We start from the raw sequence: 22,278 nt of genomic DNA, 5'->3' as shown, positions 1-22,278 counted from the left end.
CAGAAGAAAGGATTATCGACGTGACGAAAACGGGCTCTTTGAGAGGTGATGACCTTGCCGTGTGGCTGGCGCTGGTGGTCAGCGCGGGCGGTGCAGTACTGAGCGTGACCCGGCCTTCCGGCTGGGCGACAACGGCGCTGATCACGCTGGCGATTGCCAGTCTGGTCATCGCGCAGGTGCTCAGTCGTCGGGCGCGTGCGCGACACGCAGCGCGACAGGCGGCCCGCATGGCGGAGATCGACCGCAATGTGCGGCAGTACGACGATCTGTGTGGCGCACTTGCAGGAGGCAGTCGGGAACAGTTTGAACGCCTGCGCGAGGCACTGACCCGTTCGCAGGACATCGTCGCCGGCGCCGCCGCCAATCTGCGCGAGAGCAACGGACGTTCGAACTTGCGAGAGATGGTGGAGGAACTGCTTGCACTGGCGACCGACGAGGAGCAGGCGCGCCGCCGCGGCGAGATCGAACAGTTCGCGCTCCGCACGCAGGAATCGTTGTCCGGCTTCGTGCGCACGGTGGAAACATTGAGCGAAGGCAGCGCGGCGATCGGACAGCGCTTCGACGGCGTACGCAACAAGCTCGAGCAGGTGCGCGGACTGATCGGTCAGGTCAATCAGATCAATCGCCAGACGGAACTGCTGGCGCTCAACGCCGCCATCGAGGCAGCACGCGCGGGCGAAGCCGGACGCGGCTTCGCGGTGGTGGCGGACGAAGTGCGCAAACTGGCGCAACGTACTGAAACCTTCAGCACCGAAATCAGCGCGCTGCTTGGCGACGTGCATGGTGCGATCAGCGAGGCCGGCGAGGCCGTCGCCGCTTCAGCCAGCACCGACATCGGCTCGGCGCGTGAATCCGAGGAGCGCGCCGCACAGTTGTGGCAACAGATGTCGGACATAAACCGCCACGCCACCGAACAGGCCGAGCGCATCAATCGCCTTTCCTCGACCATACACGAGGCAGTGATGCAGGGCATGGTGTCGATGCAGTTCGAGGACATGGTGAGCCAGCTGCTGGCAAAGGTCGGCGAGCAGACCGAACTGATGGCGCGTTACGTGAACGGCGTGTTCGACGCGCACCGCGACCGCGAGCAGCGCGACGGCATCGCCCGGGTCGAGAAACGCAACGAAGTGCTGTCACGCCTGCTGACCGACGCACGCGAGGCCGCACGGTCGATGACGCTGCAGTCCGGACCGCGCGGCACGATGAGCACCGGCGAGGTCGAACTGTTCTAGGGCACGGTTCGTCGGCGCGCCGGCAATCAGCCGCGCCGCGTCTCGACCACGCCGTTGACGTCGCGGATCAGCCCGAGCACCTTCTGGATCTGCCCGACGCCGGCGATCTCGACGGTGAAGCTCATGCGCGCCATACCGGCCTTGGACTGCGTGCTGACCGCGGTCACGTTGATCTTCTCGCGCGACAGCACTTCGGAAATGTCGCGCAGCAGGCCCTGGCGGTCGTGCGCCTCGACGTGGATGTCTGCAGCGAAGCGGGCGTCCGGGTCGCGGCCGGCCACTTCGCCCCATTGCGCGTCGATCACCCGCTCCGGGTTGCGCGCCACCATATTGATGTAGTTCGGGCAGTCGCTGCGGTGGATGGCCACGCCGCGGCCGCGGGTGACGAAGCCGGAGATCGGGTCCGGCGGTGCCGGCTTGCAGCAGCGACCGAGCTGGGTCAGCAGCTTGCCGACCCCCTCGACCAGCACGCCGCGCTCGCCGGTAGCGCGCGGGGCGCGCGGCTTGATTTCCGGCTCGTCCGGCGGCGGCTCCTCGCCCTTCAGCGCGACGTGAATGGCGCGCGGCCCGACCTCGCCGTGCGCGCAGGCGATGTGCATCGCATCGACGCTGTTGTAGCCCAGCTTCTGCGACAGCTCTTCCAGACTGGTCTGGCTCGCGCCCTCGCGCGCCAGTTCGCGCGCCAGCCAGGCACGGCCCTGGGCCAGCGTTTCGCCCTCCTCGATCTGGGCGAACCAGCGGCGCACCTTCACCCGCGCGTTGTGCGTGGTGATGTAGCCCTGCTGCGGCACCAACCAGTCGCGCGACGGCCCGCCCTGCTTGGCGGCGATGATCTCCACCCGCTGGCCGTTGTCGAGCGGCGTGTTGAGCGGCACCAGCTGGCCGTTCACGCGGGCACCACGGCAGCGGTGGCCGAGGTCTGTATGCAGGCGGTAGGCGAAATCGACCGGGGTCGCACCCTGCGGCAGGTCGATCACCTTGCCCTGCGGCGTCAGCACATAGATGGTGTCGTCGAGCGCGGCGCGCTTGAACTGTTCCACCCACTCCGAGTGGTCGGCGATTTCGTCGCGCCAGGACAGCAGCTGGCGCAGCCAGGCGATCTTGTCGTCGTAGTCCTTGTCCTGCCCCGACCCTTCCTTGTAGCGCCAGTGCGCAGCGACACCCATCTCGGCGTGGCGGTGCATGTCGCGCGTACGGATCTGCACTTCGAGCGAGCGGCCGTCGGGCGCGATCACCGCGGTGTGCAGCGACTGGTAGTTGTTGCCCTTGGGCTGCGCGATGTAGTCGTCGAACTCGCGCGGCAGCGGATGCCAGAGCTGGTGCACGACGCCGAGCGCGCCGTAGCAGTCGCGCACCGAATCGACCAGCACGCGCAGCGCACGCACGTCGTACACCTCGGAGAACTCCAGCTTCTTCGCCCGCATCTTGTTCCAGATGCTGTAGATGTGCTTCGGCCGCCCCTGGATCTCGGCCTTGATGCCGGCCGCCTCCAGCTCGGCCTTCAGCTTCACCATCGCGTCGGCGATGAAGGCCTCGCGCTCGACCCGCTTCTCGTCGAGCTGCTTGGCAATGCGCTTGTAGGTGTCGGGTTCGAGGAAGCGGAAGGACAGGTCTTCCAGTTCCCACTTGAGCTGCCAGACGCCCAGCCGGTTGGCCAGCGGCGCATAGATGTCGAGCGATTCGCGCGCCATGTCGAGGCGGTCGTCGTTCGGGTGGGCCGTGAGCCAGCGCAGGCTCTGCACCCGCGAAGCGAGGCGCAGCATGACGACGCGCACGTCGGCCACCATGGCCAGCACCATCTTGCGCAGCACCTCGGCCTGATCGCCGCCGGCGTCGCTGCCGGTCACGCTCTGCGAAGCATGGGCGCGGGTGATCAGGCGCAGGTTGTCGAGCCGCTGCAGGCCGGCGACCAGTTCGGCGACCGCCGGGCCGTACTGGGCAGCGATGTGTTCGCCGGCATCGTCCCGCACCTCGTGCAGCGGAAACAGCAGGGCCGCCAGCCGGGTTTCGAGGTCGAGCCGCAGCGAGGCGCAGATCAGCGCCTGGCCGACCACGTGCTCGTGCATCGGCTCGCCGGTGCCGAGCCAGCGCTCGGCGTACAGCGGCGTCACCATGTCGTGAGCGCGGCGCAGGGTGTCCGCTTCGGCGTCGCCCAGACCGTCGGTCAGCAATTCGAGTGTGGTGCGCGCCGCGTCGGCGCTGGAGAGGGAATGAACGACAGATACCATGCCGCGATTATCCCGGATTAGCTGACAGGCCGCTTGCGGCGGAGCAGCATCGCTGGTTCCGCGCACGCTGCCGCGGGCTTCAACTCGGGCCGCGAATCTTGTACCGTTGCGCTCAACACGCCCAGCCCGGAGTTCCGCATGCGACTGCTGCTCGCAATCTTCCTGCCCTTCATGGTGTTCTTCACCATCGGCCGCCCGGTGGCCGGCATCATCTGTCTCATCCTGCAGCTCACGCTGCTCGGATGGATTCCGGCTGCGCTGTGGGCGGTCTATGCGCTGAGCCAGTACAAGACCGAAAAGAAGATCGAGGAAGCGCTCAGCCGGCGCTGAGCGTCCGACTCACTTCGAACTGGCGAGCGCGCCACCCTTCACCGCGACGGTCTGGGTGAAGGTGAGCTCCTTCGAATCGATCACCTTCGCCTGCAGTTCGCCACCTTCCTGCGGCTTGAACTGGAAGCGCAGCTGCGGGTTTTCGCTCAGCGCGAAGTTGACGTCGGCCGTCAGCAGCGTGCGGCCGGCGTAGCTCACCTCGATGCGGCGCACGAAGTGGGCCGGCGTGAAGTGGCGGGTGACCTGATCCATCTGCATGCCGTTCATATTCGGGTGACTGACCATCAGCGTCGCGGCCGCGGCGCTTCCGGCGTCGTTCTCGACCTTGAGCTTCATCTTGCCCAGCCGCGCCATCGCCTCTTCGAAGTCCTTGCCAGCCGGCGCCGAACAGCCGCCGGAGGCGCGCACGAACTTGCTTGAGGCGTGCAGCTTGCCGTCGCTGGTTTCGGCCACGGCACGCATCCAGGTGTATTGCTCGACGCGGACGCGGGTTTCGATGTCGGCGCGCCCCGCCTCCGGGCTCAATGTGATCGCTGCCGCCACCGGCGTCGGGTTGCCGTCGATGATGAGCCACAGCTTGCGGATGTGCCGCTGCGGCGTCTGGTCGATCCGCGCACGCAGCGCCACCGGCACCACGGCGGCGTCCTCGGCACGGAAGGGCGCCTCGATCTCGATCACCTCGTTCGACTCGACGATTTCGCGTCCGGCGAACACCGTGGCCCGCACGCCCTGCCAGACTTCGGTGTCGGACGAGGGCTCGTTGACCGCACCGGCCGGCAGCAGCCACAGCGCGGTGCAGGCGCACAGCAGCGCGCGCAAGGAATTCAGGGGCATGGCGGTCTCCTCCGTTGTCGTTTGACTGCGATTGAACGCGCCGCCGCATCAGCGATCTGCGACTTAGTCACATTCACCCCGCACCGGCGGGATAGCATCCCGCGACAACAACGATTCCCGATGGAGGAAGAGCCATGAGCCGATACGTCGGCGCGCCCGGCCAATGGCGCGACTGGATCACGCACTTCCCGCGGCTCGCCGACCTCGAGCCAGCGGCACGCGAGGAATTGCTCGCCAACAGTTTCGAGGTGCGGCTGTCGGCAGGCGAGACCGGCTACCGCGAAGGCGACGCCTGCAACAACTTCATCCTGCGCATCGAGGGCTGGTCACGCATCCAGCGGCTGTCGGCCAATGGCCGCGAAGTGCTGCTGTACCGCGTAGGCCCGGGTGATTCCTGCGTGCTCACCACCTCCTGCCTGCTCGGCGTGGCGCGCTACCCGGCCGCCAGCACGGCGGAAACCGACCTGCGCGAGGTGGCGATCGCGGGCGCCACCTTCCGCAAGTTGCTGAACACCTCGGACGTATTCCGCCAGTTCGTTTTCGAACACTATGGCCGGCTGCTGTCGGACATGATCGCCCTGCTCGACGAACTGAAATTCCGCCGCCTCGACGCCCGCCTGGCCGACCTGCTGCTCGCGCGCACGGCCGACGGCGCAGCGCTCGAGGACACGCAGAGTCGCATCGCCACCGACCTCGGCAGCACGCGCGAACCGGTAGGCCGCATCCTGAAACAGTGGGAGCGGCGCAACTGGATCGCGATGACGCGCGGCCGCATCGAGGTGCGCGAGCGCGAGGCGCTGACGGCGCTGGCCGCCGAGGGCTGAGCGCAGCGGACGGCCACGCGACGGCGGCAGAAATTGCCGCCTGAAACCGGGTCTATTCCCGGTCTGGCCAAGGTGGCCCGCGCGTTAACCTGCGGCCATGAAGATACGCATGGCCTTCCTGTTGCTCGCATCGAGTGGCGCACTGCACGCCGCCGACGCGACGGCACCCGCGGCACCGACGAGCGGCGCCGGCGCGGTGATCCAGATGCTGGGCGCGCTCGGCGTCGTGCTGGCGGCGCTGTTCGCGGTGTTGTGGCTGCTGCGCCGCATTTCCGGCGGCAAGCTGGCAGGGCCGGCACCGATACGCACGGTCGGCGGCATCGCCGTCGGCTCGCGCGAGCGCGTGCTGCTGCTGGAAATCGGCGAGCACTGGCTGGTGGTCGGTGTCGCCCCCGGTTCGGTGACCGGCATCGCCACGCTGCCGCGCGGTGAGCTGCAGCAGGACAGCGCACAGCCGGGCGCCCCCGATTTCGGCGCGCTGCTCGCCCGGCTGAAGGCGCCCCGCTCATGACGCGCCGCCTGCTTCCGCTGCTCGGCGCCGGTGTGGTCGCCGCCGTAATTGCCCCGGAGGTGCTGGCGCAGTCGATGCCGGCGCTGACCAGCACGCCGGCGCCCGGCGGCGGTACCAACTGGTCGCTGTCGATACAGACGCTGCTGCTGCTGACCAGTCTGTCCTTCCTGCCGGCGGTGCTGCTGATGATGACCAGCTTCACCCGCATCATCATCGTGCTGTCGCTGATGCGCCAGGCCATCGGCACGCAGAGCAGCCCGCCCAACCAGGTGCTGATCGGGCTGGCGATGTTCCTCACCTTCTTCATCATGGCGCCGGTCGGCGAGCAGATTTACGCCAACGCCTACCAGCCGCTGTCGGAGAACCGCATCACCTTCGAACAGGCGCTGGATATCGGCTCAAAGCCGCTGAAGACCTTCATGCTGAAGCAGGTGCGCGAGCCCGACGTCGAGCTGTTCATGCGACTGTCGAACACGCCCAAGGTGGCCAGCCAGGAAGAACTGCCGATGCGCGTCGTCGTGCCCGCCTACGTCACGTCGGAGCTGAAGACGGCGTTCCAGATCGGCTTCATCGTGTTCATCCCCTTCATCATCATCGACATGGTGGTCGCGTCGGTGCTGATGTCGATGGGCATGATGATGATGTCGCCGGTCATCGTGTCGCTGCCGTTCAAGCTGATGCTGTTCGTGCTGGTCGATGGCTGGAACCTGATACTCGGCACGCTGGTGTCCAGCTTCGGCCAGATCTGAAGGAGCCGTACCATGACCCCCACCACCGTCGTCAACATCGGTCGCCACGCGGTCGAAATCCTGCTCATCATTTCGGCGCCGATGCTGGGCGCCGCGCTGGTGACCGGCCTGCTCGTCAGCATCTTCCAGGCGGCGACGCAGGTGAACGAAATGACGCTTTCCTTCATCCCGAAGCTGATCGCGGTGTTCCTGGTCATCGTGCTGGCCGGGCCGTGGATGATCACGCTGATGACCGACTACATCCGCCGGCTCTACTCGTCCATTCCGTCGCTGATCGGCTGAAGTGATCAATCTGTCCGCCGCCCAGCTCGACCTGTGGATGGCGGGCTTCCTGTTTCCGCTGGCCCGCATCATGGGGCTGATCGCGACCGCACCCATCCTGAGCAATCGCGCGATTCCAGCGCGCATCCGCATGGGCTTCGGCGCGGCGATGACGCTGGCGCTGATCCCCGCGCTGCCGCCCTCGGGACTGATCGTCGGTTCGTGGCCGGGTCTGCTCGCGTTGCTGCAGCAGATGCTGATCGGCATCGCGCTCGGCTTCTCGATGCGCGTCGTGTTTACCGCGATCGATCTGGCTGGCGAGCTGATCGGTCTGCAGATGGGTCTGGGCTTCGCGATGTTCTACGATCCGGACAACGCCGCGCAGTCGCCGGTGATTTCCGAATTCCTTGGCCTGCTCGCGATGCTCATCTTCCTATCGATCAACGGCCACCTGATGTTGCTGGCGGTGATCGGCAACAGCTTCGAATGGTGGCCGGTCGGCGCCGACCTGTTCCCGGCCAACGGCTGGATGGCGATCGCACGCTGGGGCAGCACCATCTTCTCGGCCGGCGTGATGCTCGCACTGCCGGTGATCGCGGCGCTGCTGGTGGTGAACATCGCACTGGCCATACTGACCCGCGCCGCGCCGACGTTGAACCTGTTCGCGATCGGCTTCCCGGTCACGCTGATCGCCGGTTTCGTCATGCTGCTGCTGTCGATGCCCTTCTTCGCCCCGGCGCTGCAGCAACTGTTCGACTACGGCCTGCGCACCGTAGCGCAGCTGGCGATGGGGTGAGGGAGGGACTTCGGCGAGCACTGCTCGCCGCCTCCCGAACGGGCTGGCCATGCAGGGCCAGCCCTGGGGGTGAGGCAGGGGTTTCGCGAAGCATTGCTTCGCGCCTGCCGAACGGGCCGGCCATGCAGGGCCGGCACTCCTTCCAATGGGGTTTCGCGAAGCACTGCTTCGCGCCTGACGAACGGGCCAACCTCACGCCCCCCGGACGCTACAACAGCACATCCCTCGACACCCCCGCCCGCCGCAATATCTTGCGCAGCTGCGCCAGCGCTTCGAGCTGGATCTGGCGCACCCGCTCCCGCGTCAGGCCCAGTCGCTCGGCCAGCTCTTCCAGCGTGGCAATCTCGCAGCCATTGATGCCGTAGCGGTACTCGATCACCGTGCGCTGCTTGTCGCCGAGCTGGGAAATCCAGGTGTGTACGAGTGAGCCGATCTCGGCGTTCTGGATCTGCACATCCGGCCCGTCCTGCTCGTCGTCGGCCAGCGATTCGCCGATCGACAGCGAGGGGTCGATGTCCAGCGGCGCGTCCAGCGAGGCGGTGTGCTCGTTCAGCGACAGGATGTGCCGCACGTCCTCGACCGGTTTGGCCAGCAGCTGCGCAATGTCCTCGGCGCAGCAGTCGCCGCCGCTGCGCGACTCCAGGCTGCGCATTGCGCGCAGCACCTGGTTCAGCTCCTTCACCACGTGTACCGGCAGCCGTATCGTGCGCGACTGGTTCATGATCGCGCGCTCGATGTTCTGCCGTATCCACCAGGTGGCGTAGGTCGAGAAGCGGAAACCGCGCTCCGGGTCGAATTTCTCCAGCGCGTGGATCAGGCCGAGATTGCCCTCCTCGACCAGATCGAGCAGCGGCATGCCGCGGTTCAGGTAGTGCTTGGCGATATTGACGACCAGACGCAGGTTGCGCTCGATCATGATCTGCCGCGCCTCGAAGTCGCCGAGGCGCACGCGGCGCGACAGCGACAGCTCCTCTTCCGGCGTCAGCAGCGGATTGGCGCCGATCTCGTTCAGGTAGAGCTGGGTCGCATCGCCGAAGAACTCCGCCTCGGCGGGCTCGACCGCCTCGACCACCGCTTCCGGCGTGTCGATGTCGCTGATCGCCGCGTCGTCCTCGATGGGCTCGACGGGTTCGGCATCATCAGGCAGCGACAGATCGGACATGGCGGCTATCTCGGTGGCAGATACTTCAGCGGATCGACGGGCTTGCCCTGGCGCCGTATTTCGAAGTGCAGCCGGGGCTTGCCGGCTTCGGTATCGGTGTCACCGAGCTCGGCTATCCTTTGTCCGCGTTTCACCGTATCGCGTTCCTGAACCAGGATTTTGCTGTTGTGCGCGTACGCGGACAGATAGGTGTTGTCATGCTTGATGATGACCAGTTTGCCATAACCGCGCATCGCCTCGCCCGCATACACGACACGTCCGCCAGCCGCAGCGAGCACCGGATCGCCGAGCTTGCCGCTGACGTCCACGCCCTTGCCCGATCCTTCACCGAAGCGGCCGATGATGCGGCCCTGCGCCGGCCAGCTCCATTCGATACCGTCTTCCGAGCGGGACGACTCGGGCGCGACGACGGGTACTGCCGGCGTCGTCGCGGCCGCGGCCGCAGCCGGTGTCGGCGCCGCGGTGGCTGCCGCCAGTGGCGCCCCCTTCATGCGCGCCAGCGCCTCTTCCGAATAGGCTTCGACTCCACCGCGCGGCTCACGCTTCAGCACAGGACTGTTAGCCGGTTCCGCGGCCGGTGCAGCGGCCGCCGCGGCTTGCTGCGGTGCCGGCTCGAGCGGTCGGGACTCGACCGCACCCGGCGTCACGATTGGACGAATCTCGACCGCACCGTCCGGCGGCGCGACGCGCAGTTCCTGCCCGACGCGGATCAGATTGGGGTTCTCGATGCGGTTCCAGATGACCAGATCGCGCCAGTCCTGACCGTGCTCCAGCGCGATGCTGTAAAGCGTTTCGCCCTTGGACACGATGTGGAAGCCGGCACGTGCAGCCGGCGCTGCGGTCGCTGCCGGCACCGTCGTCGGTGCGGCAGCCGGCGCCGAAGTGCGATCCTCCACCGGAGCCGGACGCGTGCCGGCGCAGGCGGCCAGCAGCAGGCTCACGACGGACAGCGCACACAGCCTTCTATTCATTCAACCCCCGGCAGGAGCGGCACGAAGCGCACCGCATCCAGTTTCGATTCGACAAAGCGGTGCTGCGGCTGATGCTCGATCATGCGCAGCGTCTGGTCACCCGCGCCCACCGGCAGGATGAGGCGGCCACCTTCGGCCAGCTGTTCGAGCAGCGGCATCGGAACGGTGGTGGCCGCCGCGGCGACGATGATTGTATCGAAGGGCGCTTCGGCAGCCAGACCGACGGTGCCATCCGCATGTTTCAGGCGCACATTGGGCAGACGCAGCGGACGCAGATTGCGCTTGGCCAGTTCGAGCAGCGGCGCGATGCGCTCGACGGCATAGACGTCCTTGGCCAGCTTCGACAGCACGGCCGCCTGGTAACCGCAGCCCGCACCGACTTCGAGCGTCTTGCCGAGAGGACGTCCGCCGACGCGCAGAAGTTCAATCATGCGCGCGACGATGAAGGGCTGCGAAATGGTCTGCTGATAACCGAGCGGCAGCGCCGTGTCTTCGTAGGCCCGGCTGCGCAGCGCCTCTTCAACGAACTGGTGGCGCGGAATGGCCTGCATTGCCGCCAGCACGCCCTCGTCGCGGATGCCTGAGGCACGCAGTCGATCGACCATGCGCGCCCGTGCGCGCGTCAGCGCGAGGCTCTCGTCCTTCGACGTCATGCGCCCAGCCAGTCCCGGACCTGCCCCATCTGGGCCACGTGCGTGAGGTCGATCTGCAGCGGCGTGATCGACGCAAAGCCGTTCGCCGTTGCGTGGAAATCGGTGCCGTCGCCGGCGTCCTGCGCGGCACCGGCGGCGCCGACCCAGTAAACAGTCTCGTTGCGCGGGTTGATCGTGCGCACCACCGGCTCCGCCTTGTGGCGCCGACCCAGGCGGGTGATCTGTATGCCCTTCAGTTCCTCGGTCGACAGGTCGGGCACGTTCACATTGAGCAGCACCGGCGCCGCGAAGGGTCGCTCAGTCAGGCGGCGCACCAGATCGCAGGCAATGCGGGCGGCGGTTTCGTAGTGCGCACTGCCCTTGCGTGTCATCGACATGGCGATCGCAGGCACGCCGAGCAGAAAGCCCTCGGTGGCGGCGGCGACGGTGCCCGAGTAGATGGTGTCGTCACCCATGTTCGCGCCGTCGTTGATGCCGGACACGACGATGTCCGGCAGATGGTCGAGCATGCCGGTCACTGCCAGGTGCACACAGTCCGACGGCGTGCCATTGACATAATAAAAACCGTTGCGCGCGCGGCGCAGGATGAGGGGGCGGTCCAGCGTAAGGGAATTGCTGGCGCCGCTGCGGTCGGCCTCGGGGGCCACGACGGTCACATCACCGACCTCTGTCAGCGCACGGGCGAGCGCCTCGAGGCCGGGGGCAAAGTAGCCGTCGTCGTTGGACAACAGGATGCGCATGAAAGGCTGCGGAACGAAGGTTGCGACCGGACGCCTGGGTGCCGGTCGAGTGCGCCGGAGCTGCGGCCGGATTGCGGTCCGGATGTCGGCGACGCACATGGGAAAACGGCGCGAGGCCTTGCCGTCGGGCTTGCCGGCACACCGCCGCACGCCCTGCCGGAGCCCCGCGAAATCAGCCGCGGACTATAGCACGGCGCCGCGCACAGCCGTCCGGACGCGTTCAGAGCACGCCGACGAGCGCGGAAATCACCAGGATGCAGACCAGGTTGAGCAGCAGCCCGCACCGCATCATGTCGCGCGCCGCCACGTCGCCGGTGCCGAACACCAGAGCGTTCGGCGGCGTGGCGACCGGCAGCATGAAGGCACAGGACGCCGAAATCGCCACTGCTACCGCCAGTCCTCGCGGATCGAGGCCGACGTCGGGTGCCAACGCGACGAGCAAGGGCACCAGCAGCGCCGCGGTAGCGGTGTTACTCACCAGCTCGGTCAACATGACCACGAAGGCCACCACGCCGAGCACGATCAGCCAGCCGGGCGCGTTGACCATCACGCCCAGCAGACGGTCGGACAGATAGCTGCTTGCGCCGCTGCTTCCTAGCACGGCACCGAGTGCAAGCCCACCGCCGAACAGCAGCAGCACACCCCACTCCGTCTGCCGCTCGACGTCCTTCCACTCAACCGCCCGGCCGGCCACCAGTGCGATGAGCACGATCAGTGCAATCAGCGCATCGATGTCGCCGGCCACACCGAGCAGGCGACCGAGCGGGGCGCCGAACACCCAGGCCAGCACCGCGCAGGCAAACACGATGAGCGTCAGAAGCGCGCCCGGTGTCCAGGCGTAATGCTCGTCCGCCAGCAAGGGCGCGTCGCCGTTCAACAGGTGGCCGCAACAGGAGCCACAGCACACCGACCATCAGCGGCATAAGCAGCAGCACCGCCGGAATGCCGAAGCGCATCCACTCGGCGAAGCCGATTCCCGCCTGCGCCGCCGCGATGGCGTTTGGCGGGCTGCCGACCAGAGTGCCGATGCCGCCTATGCTGGCGCTGTAGGCGACCCCGAGAAGCACGAAGGTGCGCTCGCGCGCATCCGCCGTGGCGGGTAGCAGTCCGAGCGCAAGCGGCAGCGCCATGACGGCCGCCGCCGTGTTGCTGATCCACATCGACAGCGCGGCAACGAGCCCGAACAGCAGCAGATGGGCGCGCAGACGGCGTCCGCCGGCGAGGGCCATCACACGACGTGCAAGCAGACGATCGAGGCCATGCCGAGACAATGCGGCGGCGAGCGCGAAGCCACCGAGGAACAGGAAAATGATGGGATGGGCAAAGGGCGCGAGCGCCTGCTGTACGCTCATCAGACCCGACAGCACCGCGCACAACGGCACCAGCAGCGCGGTGAGGGTCAGTGGGAGCGCCTGGGTCAGCCACAGTGCGCCGATCAGCACGAAGATGGCCAGACCAGCGCGCAGGGCGTCATCGGCCGGACCAAGGACATAGACCGTCAGCGCGATTAACGTCCCCGCCACGCCGCCGGTCATCTGCACGGACAGAGCGGGCATGCGCATGGACTTCCTCCGTGCGGAGCAATACGACGGCGCGCTCCGCAACGCTCCGCCACGGTGACCGCCAGAAAGCAAAAAGCCGTTCCGGAACGGAACGGCTTGAGCAGATCGGCCAGTGCATCAGTACTGCCGGAAAAACAAATGGTCGGGGCGGCGGGATTCGAACTCGCGACCCCTTGCACCCCATGCAAGTGCGCTACCAGGCTGCGCTACGCCCCGACTCAGCCTGCAAGTATAACAGCGGACTGCCGCTTGAGGGGTCCGATGAGCTAAAAATGAAGCGCGTTCAGCTCAACAGATCGCGCAGCGCTTCGAGTTCGCTGCGCAGCGCCGCGACATCGATGCCGCCGGTCGATGCAGCGTCGGCTGCCGCCGCACGCGGATCGGAATCGTCGAGCCGGTTGCGCGCGCCGCTGATGGTGAAGCCTTCCTCGTACAGCAACTGGCGGATACGGCGCACCAGCAGCACTTCGTGGTGCTGGTAGTAGCGCCGGTTGCCGCGCCGCTTCACCGGCTTGAGCTGGGTGAATTCCTGTTCCCAGTAGCGCAGCACGTGCGGCTTCACGCCGCACAGTTCGCTGACCTCGCCGATCGTGAAATAGCGCTTGGCAGGAATTGCAGGCAGCGCCTGCGATTCCTTATTCGTCGTTTCCATCGTAGGCGATGCCCTCGACTGCCGACTTCAGTTTCTGACTGGCATGAAAGGTGACGACGCGCCGCGCCGTGATCGGAATCTCTTCGCCGGTTTTCGGGTTGCGGCCGGGCCGCTGCGGCTTGTCGCGCAGCTGGAAATTGCCGAAGCCCGACAGCTTCACGCCGTCGCCGCTTTCAAGCGCATCGCGGATCTCGTCAAAAAATGCTTCGACCATATCTTTGGCTTCGCGCTTGTTCAGCCCTACCTGTTCGAACAGCATCTCCGCCAGTTCGGCCTTGGTCAGTGTGGTCATGCGGCTCCCTTCAACTTCTGTCGCCCTGCCGCCTCAGGCGCGCAGCCTTGCCCCGAACTCACGCTGTGCATAGCTCACCAGTTCCTGCACGGCCGCGTCAACTTCCGCGTCCGCCAAAGTACGTTCAGTATCTTGCATAAGTATACGGAAAGCAAAGCTTTTTTCCGTATCTGCAATGCCTTTGCCCTGATACAGGTCGAACAGTGCAATCTCCTGCACGATGCCTGCCGCGACGTTCCGCAGACCGTCGAGCACAGCCGATGCGGCGGTCGTCCGCGGCAGCAGCAGCGCGATGTCGCGACGCACCGAGGGCTGACGCGACAGCGTGCGATGGGCCGGCATCGGCACTTCGAGCAGAGGTTCGATATCGAGTTCGAACAGCACCGGCGCCGAACCCAGCTCGTAACGCTGGACCAGTTCCGGGTGCAGCTCTCCGATGCAGCCGATGACCTGTCCGTCGAGGCTGACCGATGCAGATCGCCCCGGATGCAGAGCGGGATGACGCGCCACCGCGAAGGTCGCCTGACGCGGCCACAGCAGCGCCTCGATGTCGGCCTTCACGTCGAAGAAGTTGACCGCACGCGTAGCGACGCCCCACTGTTCGGCACTGTCACCGCCCCAGGCAAGCGCAGCGATACGCAGCGTCTGTGCATAGCCGGCAACCGGCTGGGCACCGGCATCCTTCGCGAAGCAGCGGCCGATCTCGAACACGCGCACGCGCTCGGTCTGGCGACGGCGGTTGGTGGCAACGTTGTCGACCAGACCACCGATCAGCGTCGAGCGCATGACGGACATCTGGCTGGCGATCGGATTGGCGAGCACGACCGGCGCGTCGTTGCCTGCGAAGTCGCTTTCCCAGCGACGTTCGACGAAGGCGAAATTGATCACCTCCTGGTAATCGCGGTCAGCCAGCAGGTGACGCAGCGCAAACGCGCCGCGTCGCGCTTCCGGCAACACCGGCATCGCCAGGCGCCCCACCGGCGGCACGGTCGGGATGTTGTCGTAACCGTGCAGACGCGCCAGTTCCTCGATCAGGTCTTCCTCGATGCGCAGATCGAAGCGCCAGCTCGGCGGCTGCACGATGAAATCACTGCCATCGCGCGAGAACGCGAGGCCAAGGCGGCCGAGCAGCGCAGCGATCTGGTCGTCGCTGAAACGGATGCCGAGCACGCGCGCCGCGCGGGCCGGACGCAGGCGAACCGGATCGCGCGACGGCAGTGCGGTGATCTGGTCATCGACCGGACCCGCCTGGCCGCCACACAGTTCGAGGATGAGCTGACTGACGCGCTCGACACCGGCCACCGTGTCGGCGAAATCGACGCCACGCTCGAAACGATGCGCCGCTTCGCTGGAGAAGGCGTAACGACGGGCGCGGCCCTGGATCGCATCGGGCAGCCAGAAGGCCGCTTCGACATAGACGTTGCGCGTGTCGTCGGTGCAGGAGGTTGACGCGCCGCCCATGATGCCGGCGAAGCTCTCGACACCAGCGTCGTCGGCGATCACGCCGCAATCGGTGGTGAGTTCGATGGTCTGTTCGTTCAGCAGCACCAGCTTTTCACCCGCCTTCGCCCAGCGCACATGCAGGCCGCCCTGCACGCGATCGAGATCGAAAACGTGATTCGGGCGGTTCATTTCCAGCATGACGTAGTTGGAAATGTTGACCAATACCGAAATCGAGCGCATGCCGGCGCGCTCCAGGCGACGCTTCATCCAGTCCGGGGTTGCCGCCCGGGCGTTGACGCCACGGATGACGCGGCCTGAAAAACGGCCGCACAGATCGGCGTGCTCGACCTTCACCGGCAGTACGTCGGCGATGCTCACCGGTGCGGTGGCAACGGTCGGCAGGCTCAGCGGCGCACCGGTCAACGCGGCGACCTCGCGCGCGATGCCGGTCATGCCGAAGCAGTCCGCCCGGTTAGGTGTGAGCTTGATGACGAACACATTGTCATCAAGATCGAGATACTCACGGATGCTGGTGCCCACCGGGGCATCGGCCGGCAGCGCGAGCAGACCGGAGGCCTCTTCCGAGATGCCCAGTTCGCGTGCCGAACACAGCATGCCGCTGCTTTCGACACCGCGCAGCTTGGCGCGCTTGATGTCGATGCCCGGCAATTTCGCGCCCACCGTGGCGCAGGGCACCTTCATCCCTGCGGCGACGTTCGGTGCGCCACAGACGATCTGCAGCGGCTCACCACCCGCATTTACCTGGCAGACGCGCAGGCGATCCGCGTCCGGATGCGGTGCCACTGACAGCACTTCCGCAACCACGACGCCGGTGAAAGGCGCAGCCGCCGGATCCAGTTCCTCGACTTCGAGGCCGGCCATCGTCAGCAGGTGAGACAGCGCGGCGGTGTCGATCTCCGGATCGACAAAGCTGCGCAACCACTTTTCGGAAAATTGCATGTCAGTGAAACCTCAGCGGAACTGGCTCAGGAAGCGCACGTCGCCGTCATAGAACAGGCGCAGATCATTGATGCCATAACGCAGCATGGTCAGGCGATCCGGGCCGAAGCCGAAGGCAAAACCGGTGTAGCGTTCGGCGTCGATGCCGCAGTGACCCAGCACGTTCGGATGCACCATGCCGCAGCCGGCGATCTCCAGCCAGCGCCCGACCAGCGGCCCGCTCATGAAGGCGACATCGATTTCCGCCGACGGCTCGGTGAAGGGGAAGAAGGACGGACGGAAGCGCACATCCAGCTGGTCGGTCTCGAAGAAGCGATGCAGGAAGTCGCTCACCACACCCTTGAGGTCGGCGAAGCTGACCGATTCACCGACCCACAGGCCTTCGACCTGATGAAACATCGGCGAATGCGTGGCATCGGAATCAACGCGATAGACGCGGCCTGGCGCGATGATGCGAATTTCCGGCATCACGTCGGCGCCCGCATGACGCGCCACGTGCGCCTGCATGTAGCGCACCTGGATCGGGCTGGTGTGGGTGCGCAGCATCACGTCGCTGGCACCTTCCAGATAGAAGGTGTCATGCATCGAACGCGCGGGGTGGTTTTCCGGCGTGTTCAATGCGGTGAAGTTATGGAAGTCGGTTTCGATCTCCGGGCCATCCGCGACGTCGAAGCCGATGCCGCGGAACAGCGTTTCGATGCGCTCCAGCGTGCGCGATACCGGATGCAGACCGCCACGACCGCGACCACGGCCGGGCAGCGTGACGTCCAGCGCTTCTTCCGCGAGCCGCGCTTCCAGTGCCGCACGGCGCAGCGCGTCGCGACGAGCCTCCAGTGCCGACTCGACCTTCTGCTTGGCGACGTTGATCGCCGCACCCGCTTCCTTGCGCGCTTCGGGATCGAGCTTGCCCAGCCCCTTCAGCAGTTCGGTCAGGCTGCCCGACTTGCCGAGATAGCGCGCCTTTACCTGCTCGAGCACGACCGCATCGGCCGCGGCAGAAAAATCGGATTCAGCTTGCGAAACAAGGGCTTCCAGATCACTCATCGACTTCTACCCAGGTATTTCAGGGACAAAAAAAGGAGGCCTGGCCTCCTTTTTTTGCGTACGGGACGCTCAGGCGGCGAGCTTGGCCTTGGCCTGGTTCGCAATGGCGGCAAACGCAGCCTTGTCGAACACGGCGAGGTCAGCCAGCACCTTGCGGTCCACCTGGATCGACGCCTTGTTCAGGCCGTTGATCAGCGTGGAGTAGGTCATGCCCAGCTCACGTGCGGCGGCGTTGATACGCACGATCCACAGCGAACGGAACTGACGCTTGCGTTGACGACGGTCACGGTAGGCATATTGCCCCGCCTTCATCACCGCTTCTTTGGCGATCCGGTAGACACTGTTGCGACGGCCGCGGTAACCCTTGGCCTGGTCAAGAACTTTCTTATGACGGGCACGTGCCGTCACGCCACGTTTCACTCTCGGCATGGTTCGGCCTCCTTATGCGTAGGGCAACATGTTGCGGACGCGTGCGTCGTCCGTGGCGTGCACCGCCGTCGTACCGCGAAGCTGACGCTTCGACTTGGTGGTCTTCTTGGTGAGAATGTGGCGCTTGAACGCCTGCGAACGCTTGATGCTGCCGCTCGCCCGGACCTTGAAGCGCTTCGCAGCGCCCTTCTTGGTCTTCATCTTGGGCATGACAAAAACTCCATTTATGTCATCTTCACAGGTGGCCGCGAACCCCTCGCTGCACTTTCAGACCCGTGAATACTTGTTTTGCCGACACTGATGTGTCGGCGACGCGAGGCTTTTGCCTCGCGCATCGCCAGGTATCACCCCGGCAGATTCCTGAGAAGCGTCGGTCAGACCTTCTTCTTCTGGGGAGCCAGCACCATGATCAGCTGTCGCCCTTCAAGCTTCGGAAACTGCTCGACCACGGCCAGCGCTTCGAGATCCGTCTTGACGCGCTCAAGCAAGCGGATACCGAACTCCTGGTGCGCCATTTCACGACCGCGGAAACGAAGGGTGACCTTCGCTTTGTCGCCGTCCTGAAGGAAGCGGGTCAGGTTGCGCAGCTTGATCTGGTAGTCACCCTCGTCCGTACCCGGACGGAACTTGACTTCCTTGACCTGGATCTGCTTCTGCTTCGACTTCGCCTCGGCAGCACGCTTGGCTTCCTGGTACTTGAACTTGCCGAAGTCCATCAGACGACAGACCGGCGGCTTGGCAAGCGGCGCAATTTCGACCAGATCGAGCCCGGCCTCTTCCGCCATGGCCAACGCCTGGCGTGAAGACATGATTCCAAGCTGTTCGCCCTCGTCGCCTACGAGGCGGATTTCAGGGGCGTTGATCTCCGAATTGGTGCGCTGCGATTTTTGCTGACTGATGCTCGTACTCCCGAGACGAAAAAAATCAAGCCGTGCGATCGATGCCCCGGGAAGCGATTTCATCAGCGAAGCGCTGAATCAGGTCGCTCAAAGGCATCTGCCCGAGATCGATATTTCCGCGGGCACGCACGGCCACCACGTTAGCTGCCTTCTCCTTGTCGCCTACGACAATCTGGTAAGGCAGCTTTTGCAAGCTATGTTCGCGGATTTTATAGTTTATTTTCTCTCCGCGCAAATCGCATTCGACGCGCAGACCGGCGTCGCGTAGCGCATTTGCAACGGTTTGAGCGTAATCGGCCTGGGCTTCGGTGATGCTCATCACAACCGCCTGCACCGGCGCGAGCCACAAAGGGAAGTTTCCGGCGTGGTTTTCGATCAGGATGCCGATGAAACGCTCGAGCGAACCGAGCACGGCGCGGTGCAGCATGACCGGTCGCTGGCGCGAGTTGTCCTCCGCCACGTACTCGGCGTGCAGACGCTCAGGCAGCACGAAGTCGAGCTGCAGCGTGCCGCACTGCCACGAGCGACCGATCGCGTCCTTGATGTGGTACTCGATCTTCGGACCATAGAAGGCCCCCTCGCCCGGCAGTTCCTCCCACTGCATGCCGGATGCCGACAGCGCATCCCGCAAGCCAGCCTCGGCGCGATCCCACACGTCGTCGGAACCGGCCCGCTTCGGCGGACGCAGCGACAGCTTGACCGCGACGTCGGTGAAGCCGAAATCGCGATACACGGTCTGCAGCAATTCGTTGAAGGCGATCACCTCCGACGTGATCTGACCTTCGGTGCAGAAGATGTGCGCGTCGTCCTGCACGAAACCGCGCACGCGCATCAGGCCATGCAGCGCGCCGGACGGCTCGTTACGATGGCAGGAGCCGAATTCGGCGATGCGCAGCGGCAGGTCGCGATAGGAATGCAACGTGTTGTTGAAGATCTGCACGTGGCCGGGACAGTTCATCGGCTTCACTGCGTAGTCGCGCTTTTCCGATTCCGTGGTGAACATGTTCTCGCGGTAGTTCTCCCAGTGGCCGGACTTCTCCCACAGCACACGGTCCATCATCAGCGGCGTCTTCACTTCGCGGTAGCCGGCGCGGTCGAGCGCATTGCGCATGTACTGCTCGATCTGCTGCCACACCACCCAGCCCTTCGGGTGCCAGAACACCATGCCCGGCGCCTCTTCCTGCATGTGAAAGAGGTCGAGCTGCTTGGCGAGGCGGCGGTGATCGCGCTTCTCCGCCTCTTCCAGCATGTTGAGATAGGCGTCCTGCTCGTCCTTCTTCGCCCAGGCCGTGCCGTAGATGCGCTGGAGCATTTCGTTCTTCGCGTCACCGCGCCAATAGGCGCCGGCCACCTTCATCAGCTTGAACACCTTGAGCTTGCCGGTAGACGGCACGTGCGGGCCGCGGCACAGGTCGATGAAATCGCCTTCGCGGTACAGCGACACGTCCTGGTCGGCCGGAATCGACGCGATGATTTCCGCCTTGTAGTGCTCGCCGATGGAATTGAAGAAGTGACGGCCTTGTCGCGCTGCCACACCTCGCGCGACACCGGGATGTCCTTCTTCGCCAGTTCGGCCATGCGCTGTTCGATCGCCACCAGATCTTCCGGCGTGAACGGCCGCTTGTACGAGAAGTCGTAATAGAAGCCGTTGTCGATCACCGGTCCGATGGTCACCTGCGCGTCGGGAAACAGCTCCTTCACCGCGTACGCGAGCAAGTGGGCCGTCGAGTGGCGGATCATGTCGAGGCCGTCGGCGTCCTTGTCGGTCACGATGGCCAGCTGCGCGTCGTTCTCGATGACAAAGGAGGTATCGACGAGCTTGCCGTCCACACGGCCGGCCAAGGCCGCCTTCGCAAGACCTGCGCCGATCGATGCGGCGACGTCGCGCACCGTCACGGCGGATTCGAAACTGCGGACCGAACCATCAGGCAGGGTGATGTTGACCATGGTCTTGCTCCGGAAATCGGTAACGGGGATGTAATGAAATCTATGGACGAAAAAAAAGTGCGGCCTCGGCCGCACTTTTCTGTCTGCGCACGTCAGAACGTGCGTCTTTGGCTGCAGGCCTCAGGCAGTGATCGATACCGGGGTGAAACGAGTTCGCGGTGTCATAACGCTGCCTTTCAAGCCCTGCAGTGTGTGTTGGTAGGCGCGATTGGACTCGAACCAACGACCCCCACCATGTCAAGGTGGTGCTCTAACCAGCTGAGCTACGCGCCTGAAGAGAGCGCGCAAGTATAGCGAAATCTCGCTCCCGTTCAAGACATTTTTTCACGCTAGCCGAGTCAGGCTGTTTTCCACGCCGCGAGATATTCCTTCCAGTGTTCGCCCGGCTGGGTGGCCAGCCATTCGCGCACGAAAGCGATCTCGGCGTCGTACTGCGCGCGGTCAAGCACGCCACGCATCAACTGGAAGCGCTGGAACACGAGGAAGGTGTTCAGCACGTCGGTTTCGCAGTAATCGCGGATGCCGGCAATCTCGCCGCGCTGCCATGCACCCCATACCGCCGAACCATCCATGCCCAGCTTGCCGGGAAAACCAATCAGCTTCGCCAGATCGTCGAGCGGCGCATTGCCACGGCCCTGATACAGCGCGAGCAGGTCCATCAGGTCGAGGTGGCGCGAATGGTAGCGACTGATGTAGTTGTTCCACTTGAATTCGCGTGCGTCCGGCCCGTCGCCCTCGCCCATTTCCCAATAGCGCGGCGCGGTCACGCCGTGAATCAGACCGCGGTAGTGCAGCACCGGCAGGTCGAAGCCGGCGCCGTTCCACGACACGATCTGCGGCGTCAGCTTCTCGATACCCTCGTAGAAGCGCTGGATGATCTGGCCCTCGCCGTTCTCCGGCTCGGACAGCGACCACACCTTCAGCGATTTCGCATCGCGCAGCGCGCACGAAATGACCACCACGCGCTGCAGATGCAAGGGCAGGAAGTCGTGACCGACAGCGGCGCGACGTTGCTGGAAGGCGAACTCGGCCACCTCGGCGTCGGACAGCTCATCCGGCAGATTGTTGAGCGCGCGGATGCCGGCGACGTCCGGAATGCTTTCGATATCGAATACGAGTACGGCGGCCATGAAAATCCCGTGTGACTTTGTGTTGTTGTTCGAATGCTGTTACTTGCGCGACCACTGCCCGCCGGACTGGATGTACCAGCCCGATTGCGCGCGCTCGATCCAGCGCTGCGCAAAGGTCGAGCGGATGTCCGCCTCCCATTCCGGGTGACCGTTGGCGCGGGCGATCTCGCGGTAGAGGGCGGCGCGGTCCGTGTTCTCCTGCGCAACAAGGCCCTGTACCGCCTGCCGTTGCGCCAGCGGCACTGCATTGGCATCGCGCAGCACGACGTTGCCGTCGGCACCCAGACCGACCGCACCGGACGCGTAATGCGGCGCGAGCTGCGTATGCCTCGCCTGCATGCTTGACTTGATCTGGCTGATCGCCGGCGTATTGATCTCGATATTGCCCTGCGCCCATGCCGTCGCCGCCCACATCGCGCCGAGCAGGACCATGCGTTTCAGTGTGTTCATTGCGGGTTTCCTTCCGGCTGGGTCTTGCTGCCCTGTTCCTTCTTCAACTGCCATACCTCGTCGATGATGCGGTCGGCTGCCTTTTCTGCCGCTGCAGCGGGGAAATAGATATTGATGGTGACGCACGCCGCCGACAGCGCAGCGCCCATCAACATCAGGCAGATCGTCCTGGTCATTGC

At 65.2% G+C, this 22,278-nt stretch carries 25 protein-coding genes, 2 tRNA genes and 1 pseudogene; 7 read left to right on the top strand and 21 right to left on the bottom strand.

The genetic code is table 11. From position 1 onward, the window contains the following. Positions 1-20: 20 nt before the first annotated feature. Positions 21-1,232 carry a methyl-accepting chemotaxis protein gene (locus ACQ66H_RS06310; protein ID WP_430433265.1) on the top strand — a complete coding sequence of 404 codons (1,212 nt, stop codon included), beginning with the start codon at positions 21-23 and terminating at the stop codon, positions 1,230-1,232. A gap of 26 nt (positions 1,233-1,258) precedes the next feature. Here ACQ66H_RS06310 and ACQ66H_RS06305 read toward each other — a convergent pair whose 3' ends face one another. After that, complete coding sequence (locus tag ACQ66H_RS06305) at positions 1,259-3,460, bottom strand: RelA/SpoT family protein (RefSeq protein ID WP_430433264.1); 2,202 nt, start codon at positions 3,458-3,460, stop codon at positions 1,259-1,261. Positions 3,461-3,598: 138 nt separating this feature from the next. On the opposite strand from ACQ66H_RS06305, the gene ACQ66H_RS06300 reads away from it, so the two are divergent. Beyond that, the gene (locus ACQ66H_RS06300; protein WP_020163964.1) at positions 3,599-3,790 is read left to right on the top strand and encodes a YqaE/Pmp3 family membrane protein; all 192 of its coding nucleotides are present in this window, start codon (positions 3,599-3,601) and stop codon (positions 3,788-3,790) included. Positions 3,791-3,799: 9 nt separating this feature from the next. Here ACQ66H_RS06300 and ACQ66H_RS06295 read toward each other — a convergent pair whose 3' ends face one another. Then, positions 3,800-4,624: a quinoprotein dehydrogenase-associated SoxYZ-like carrier gene (locus ACQ66H_RS06295; RefSeq protein WP_430433263.1), complete on the bottom strand. Its 825-nt coding sequence runs from the start codon at positions 4,622-4,624 to the stop codon at positions 3,800-3,802. A gap of 134 nt (positions 4,625-4,758) precedes the next feature. Here ACQ66H_RS06295 and ACQ66H_RS06290 point away from each other — a divergent pair, with 134 nt between their 5' ends. From ACQ66H_RS06290 to fliR, 5 genes are all read left to right on the top strand, one after another. Beyond that, a complete protein-coding gene (locus tag ACQ66H_RS06290) occupies positions 4,759-5,448 on the top strand; it encodes a Crp/Fnr family transcriptional regulator (protein ID WP_304010420.1) in 690 nt (229 codons plus the stop codon). 109 nt (positions 5,449-5,557) lie between these two features. Beyond that, a complete protein-coding gene (gene fliO / locus ACQ66H_RS06285) occupies positions 5,558-5,959 on the top strand; it encodes a flagellar biosynthetic protein FliO (protein ID WP_430433262.1) in 402 nt (133 codons plus the stop codon). Further along, on the top strand, positions 5,956-6,708 hold the full coding sequence (gene fliP / locus ACQ66H_RS06280; protein ID WP_430433261.1) for a flagellar type III secretion system pore protein FliP: 753 nt from the start codon (positions 5,956-5,958) through the stop codon (positions 6,706-6,708). Before fliO ends, fliP begins: the two co-directional genes overlap by 4 nt. Positions 6,709-6,720: 12 nt before the next feature. Further along, positions 6,721-6,990, top strand: a complete 270-nt coding sequence (gene fliQ, locus ACQ66H_RS06275) for a flagellar biosynthesis protein FliQ (protein WP_430433260.1) — start codon at positions 6,721-6,723, stop codon at positions 6,988-6,990. Position 6,991: 1 nt separating this feature from the next. Beyond that, entirely contained in the window at positions 6,992-7,765 is a 774-nt protein-coding gene (gene fliR / locus ACQ66H_RS06270) for a flagellar biosynthetic protein FliR (protein WP_304003695.1), read from the top strand. 208 nt (positions 7,766-7,973) lie between these two features. Here the strand turns inward: fliR and rpoS are convergent, their stop codons facing one another. From rpoS to ACQ66H_RS06175, 19 genes and pseudogenes are all read right to left on the bottom strand, one after another. Continuing rightward, entirely contained in the window at positions 7,974-8,927 is a 954-nt protein-coding gene (gene rpoS, locus ACQ66H_RS06265) for an RNA polymerase sigma factor RpoS (RefSeq protein ID WP_019919013.1), read from the bottom strand. A 5-nt stretch (positions 8,928-8,932) separates the two neighbouring features. Next, positions 8,933-9,898: a peptidoglycan DD-metalloendopeptidase family protein gene (locus ACQ66H_RS06260; RefSeq protein ID WP_430433258.1), complete on the bottom strand. Its 966-nt coding sequence runs from the start codon at positions 9,896-9,898 to the stop codon at positions 8,933-8,935. After that, positions 9,895-10,551: a protein-L-isoaspartate(D-aspartate) O-methyltransferase gene (locus ACQ66H_RS06255; protein ID WP_019919015.1), complete on the bottom strand. Its 657-nt coding sequence runs from the start codon at positions 10,549-10,551 to the stop codon at positions 9,895-9,897. The genes ACQ66H_RS06260 and ACQ66H_RS06255 overlap by 4 nt, the downstream gene beginning before the upstream one ends. Continuing rightward, a complete protein-coding gene (gene surE / locus ACQ66H_RS06250; RefSeq protein WP_020163958.1) occupies positions 10,548-11,291 on the bottom strand; it encodes a 5'/3'-nucleotidase SurE in 744 nt (247 codons plus the stop codon). The genes ACQ66H_RS06255 and surE overlap by 4 nt, the downstream gene beginning before the upstream one ends. A gap of 220 nt (positions 11,292-11,511) precedes the next feature. Further along, positions 11,512-12,069, bottom strand: a complete 558-nt coding sequence (locus tag ACQ66H_RS06245; protein ID WP_430433257.1) for an SLC13 family permease — start codon at positions 12,067-12,069, stop codon at positions 11,512-11,514. Then, entirely contained in the window at positions 11,966-12,853 is an 888-nt protein-coding gene (locus tag ACQ66H_RS06240) for an SLC13 family permease (protein WP_430433256.1), read from the bottom strand. Before ACQ66H_RS06240 ends, ACQ66H_RS06245 begins: the two co-directional genes overlap by 104 nt. Positions 12,854-12,992: 139 nt before the next feature. After that, positions 12,993-13,069 (bottom strand) — tRNA-Pro (locus ACQ66H_RS06235). 67 nt (positions 13,070-13,136) lie between these two features. Next, positions 13,137-13,505: a MerR family transcriptional regulator gene (locus ACQ66H_RS06230; RefSeq protein ID WP_020163956.1), complete on the bottom strand. Its 369-nt coding sequence runs from the start codon at positions 13,503-13,505 to the stop codon at positions 13,137-13,139. Further along, positions 13,489-13,797, bottom strand: a complete 309-nt coding sequence (locus tag ACQ66H_RS06225) for an integration host factor subunit alpha (protein WP_008062640.1) — start codon at positions 13,795-13,797, stop codon at positions 13,489-13,491. Before ACQ66H_RS06225 ends, ACQ66H_RS06230 begins: the two co-directional genes overlap by 17 nt. Positions 13,798-13,830: 33 nt before the next feature. Beyond that, on the bottom strand, positions 13,831-16,200 hold the full coding sequence (gene pheT, locus ACQ66H_RS06220; protein ID WP_430433255.1) for a phenylalanine--tRNA ligase subunit beta: 2,370 nt from the start codon (positions 16,198-16,200) through the stop codon (positions 13,831-13,833). Positions 16,201-16,212: 12 nt separating this feature from the next. Further along, positions 16,213-17,244 carry a phenylalanine--tRNA ligase subunit alpha gene (gene pheS / locus ACQ66H_RS06215; RefSeq protein WP_430433254.1) on the bottom strand — a complete coding sequence of 344 codons (1,032 nt, stop codon included), beginning with the start codon at positions 17,242-17,244 and terminating at the stop codon, positions 16,213-16,215. A gap of 69 nt (positions 17,245-17,313) precedes the next feature. Continuing rightward, positions 17,314-17,673, bottom strand: coding sequence for a 50S ribosomal protein L20 (rplT, locus tag ACQ66H_RS06210; protein WP_024300567.1), 360 nt, complete (start codon positions 17,671-17,673; stop codon positions 17,314-17,316). 12 nt (positions 17,674-17,685) lie between these two features. Beyond that, on the bottom strand, positions 17,686-17,883 hold the full coding sequence (gene rpmI, locus ACQ66H_RS06205; protein ID WP_019919094.1) for a 50S ribosomal protein L35: 198 nt from the start codon (positions 17,881-17,883) through the stop codon (positions 17,686-17,688). A 164-nt stretch (positions 17,884-18,047) separates the two neighbouring features. After that, on the bottom strand, positions 18,048-18,635 hold the full coding sequence (gene infC / locus ACQ66H_RS06200; protein ID WP_081627197.1) for a translation initiation factor IF-3: 588 nt from the start codon (positions 18,633-18,635) through the stop codon (positions 18,048-18,050). Next, a pseudogene (thrS, locus tag ACQ66H_RS06195) lies at positions 18,598-20,519 on the bottom strand (threonine--tRNA ligase). Before thrS ends, infC begins: the two are co-directional and overlap by 38 nt. Positions 20,520-20,715: 196 nt before the next feature. Beyond that, positions 20,716-20,792: transfer RNA gene (locus ACQ66H_RS06190), tRNA-Val, on the bottom strand. A 65-nt stretch (positions 20,793-20,857) separates the two neighbouring features. Then, complete coding sequence (locus ACQ66H_RS06185) at positions 20,858-21,649, bottom strand: 3'-5' exonuclease (RefSeq protein ID WP_430433253.1); 792 nt, start codon at positions 21,647-21,649, stop codon at positions 20,858-20,860. A 39-nt stretch (positions 21,650-21,688) separates the two neighbouring features. After that, the gene (locus tag ACQ66H_RS06180) at positions 21,689-22,099 is read right to left on the bottom strand and encodes a YdbL family protein (protein ID WP_430433252.1); all 411 of its coding nucleotides are present in this window, start codon (positions 22,097-22,099) and stop codon (positions 21,689-21,691) included. Next, positions 22,096-22,275: a hypothetical protein gene (locus ACQ66H_RS06175; protein ID WP_430433251.1), complete on the bottom strand. Its 180-nt coding sequence runs from the start codon at positions 22,273-22,275 to the stop codon at positions 22,096-22,098. Before ACQ66H_RS06175 ends, ACQ66H_RS06180 begins: the two co-directional genes overlap by 4 nt. Positions 22,276-22,278 lie beyond the last annotated feature (3 nt).

It is taken from the genome of Methyloversatilis sp. (assembly GCF_965284615.1).
GTDB lineage: Bacteria > Pseudomonadota > Gammaproteobacteria > Burkholderiales > Rhodocyclaceae > Methyloversatilis.
Note: the sequence above shows the minus strand (reverse complement) of the source record. Positions and strands in the feature narration are given on the sequence as shown.

What these genes read in the sequence shown, in the direction of transcription:
- ACQ66H_RS06305 (WP_430433264.1), bottom strand. Translation starts at nt 3,460, where the DNA reads ATGGTATCTGTCGTTCATTCCCTCTCCAGCGCCGACGCGGCGCGCACC.
- fliQ (WP_430433260.1), top strand. Translation starts at nt 6,721, where the DNA reads ATGACCCCCACCACCGTCGTCAACATCGGTCGCCACGCGGTCGAAATC.
- ACQ66H_RS06260 (WP_430433258.1), bottom strand. Translation starts at nt 9,898, where the DNA reads ATGAATAGAAGGCTGTGTGCGCTGTCCGTCGTGAGCCTGCTGCTGGCC.
- ACQ66H_RS06290 (WP_304010420.1), top strand. Translation starts at nt 4,759, where the DNA reads ATGAGCCGATACGTCGGCGCGCCCGGCCAATGGCGCGACTGGATCACG.
- ACQ66H_RS06180 (WP_430433252.1), bottom strand. Translation starts at nt 22,099, where the DNA reads ATGAACACACTGAAACGCATGGTCCTGCTCGGCGCGATGTGGGCGGCG.
- surE (WP_020163958.1), bottom strand. Translation starts at nt 11,291, where the DNA reads ATGCGCATCCTGTTGTCCAACGACGACGGCTACTTTGCCCCCGGCCTC.
- rpoS (WP_019919013.1), bottom strand. Translation starts at nt 8,927, where the DNA reads ATGTCCGATCTGTCGCTGCCTGATGATGCCGAACCCGTCGAGCCCATC.
- rpmI (WP_019919094.1), bottom strand. Translation starts at nt 17,883, where the DNA reads ATGCCCAAGATGAAGACCAAGAAGGGCGCTGCGAAGCGCTTCAAGGTC.
- ACQ66H_RS06240 (WP_430433256.1), bottom strand. Translation starts at nt 12,853, where the DNA reads ATGCGCATGCCCGCTCTGTCCGTGCAGATGACCGGCGGCGTGGCGGGG.
- ACQ66H_RS06255 (WP_019919015.1), bottom strand. Translation starts at nt 10,551, where the DNA reads ATGACGTCGAAGGACGAGAGCCTCGCGCTGACGCGCGCACGGGCGCGC.
- ACQ66H_RS06185 (WP_430433253.1), bottom strand. Translation starts at nt 21,649, where the DNA reads ATGGCCGCCGTACTCGTATTCGATATCGAAAGCATTCCGGACGTCGCC.
- ACQ66H_RS06175 (WP_430433251.1), bottom strand. Translation starts at nt 22,275, where the DNA reads ATGACCAGGACGATCTGCCTGATGTTGATGGGCGCTGCGCTGTCGGCG.
- ACQ66H_RS06230 (WP_020163956.1), bottom strand. Translation starts at nt 13,505, where the DNA reads ATGGAAACGACGAATAAGGAATCGCAGGCGCTGCCTGCAATTCCTGCC.
- pheS (WP_430433254.1), bottom strand. Translation starts at nt 17,244, where the DNA reads ATGAGTGATCTGGAAGCCCTTGTTTCGCAAGCTGAATCCGATTTTTCT.
- ACQ66H_RS06225 (WP_008062640.1), bottom strand. Translation starts at nt 13,797, where the DNA reads ATGACCACACTGACCAAGGCCGAACTGGCGGAGATGCTGTTCGAACAG.
- pheT (WP_430433255.1), bottom strand. Translation starts at nt 16,200, where the DNA reads ATGCAATTTTCCGAAAAGTGGTTGCGCAGCTTTGTCGATCCGGAGATC.
- fliO (WP_430433262.1), top strand. Translation starts at nt 5,558, where the DNA reads ATGGCCTTCCTGTTGCTCGCATCGAGTGGCGCACTGCACGCCGCCGAC.
- ACQ66H_RS06300 (WP_020163964.1), top strand. Translation starts at nt 3,599, where the DNA reads ATGCGACTGCTGCTCGCAATCTTCCTGCCCTTCATGGTGTTCTTCACC.
- fliP (WP_430433261.1), top strand. Translation starts at nt 5,956, where the DNA reads ATGACGCGCCGCCTGCTTCCGCTGCTCGGCGCCGGTGTGGTCGCCGCC.
- ACQ66H_RS06295 (WP_430433263.1), bottom strand. Translation starts at nt 4,624, where the DNA reads ATGCCCCTGAATTCCTTGCGCGCGCTGCTGTGCGCCTGCACCGCGCTG.
- infC (WP_081627197.1), bottom strand. Translation starts at nt 18,635, where the DNA reads ATGAAATCGCTTCCCGGGGCATCGATCGCACGGCTTGATTTTTTTCGT.
- rplT (WP_024300567.1), bottom strand. Translation starts at nt 17,673, where the DNA reads ATGCCGAGAGTGAAACGTGGCGTGACGGCACGTGCCCGTCATAAGAAA.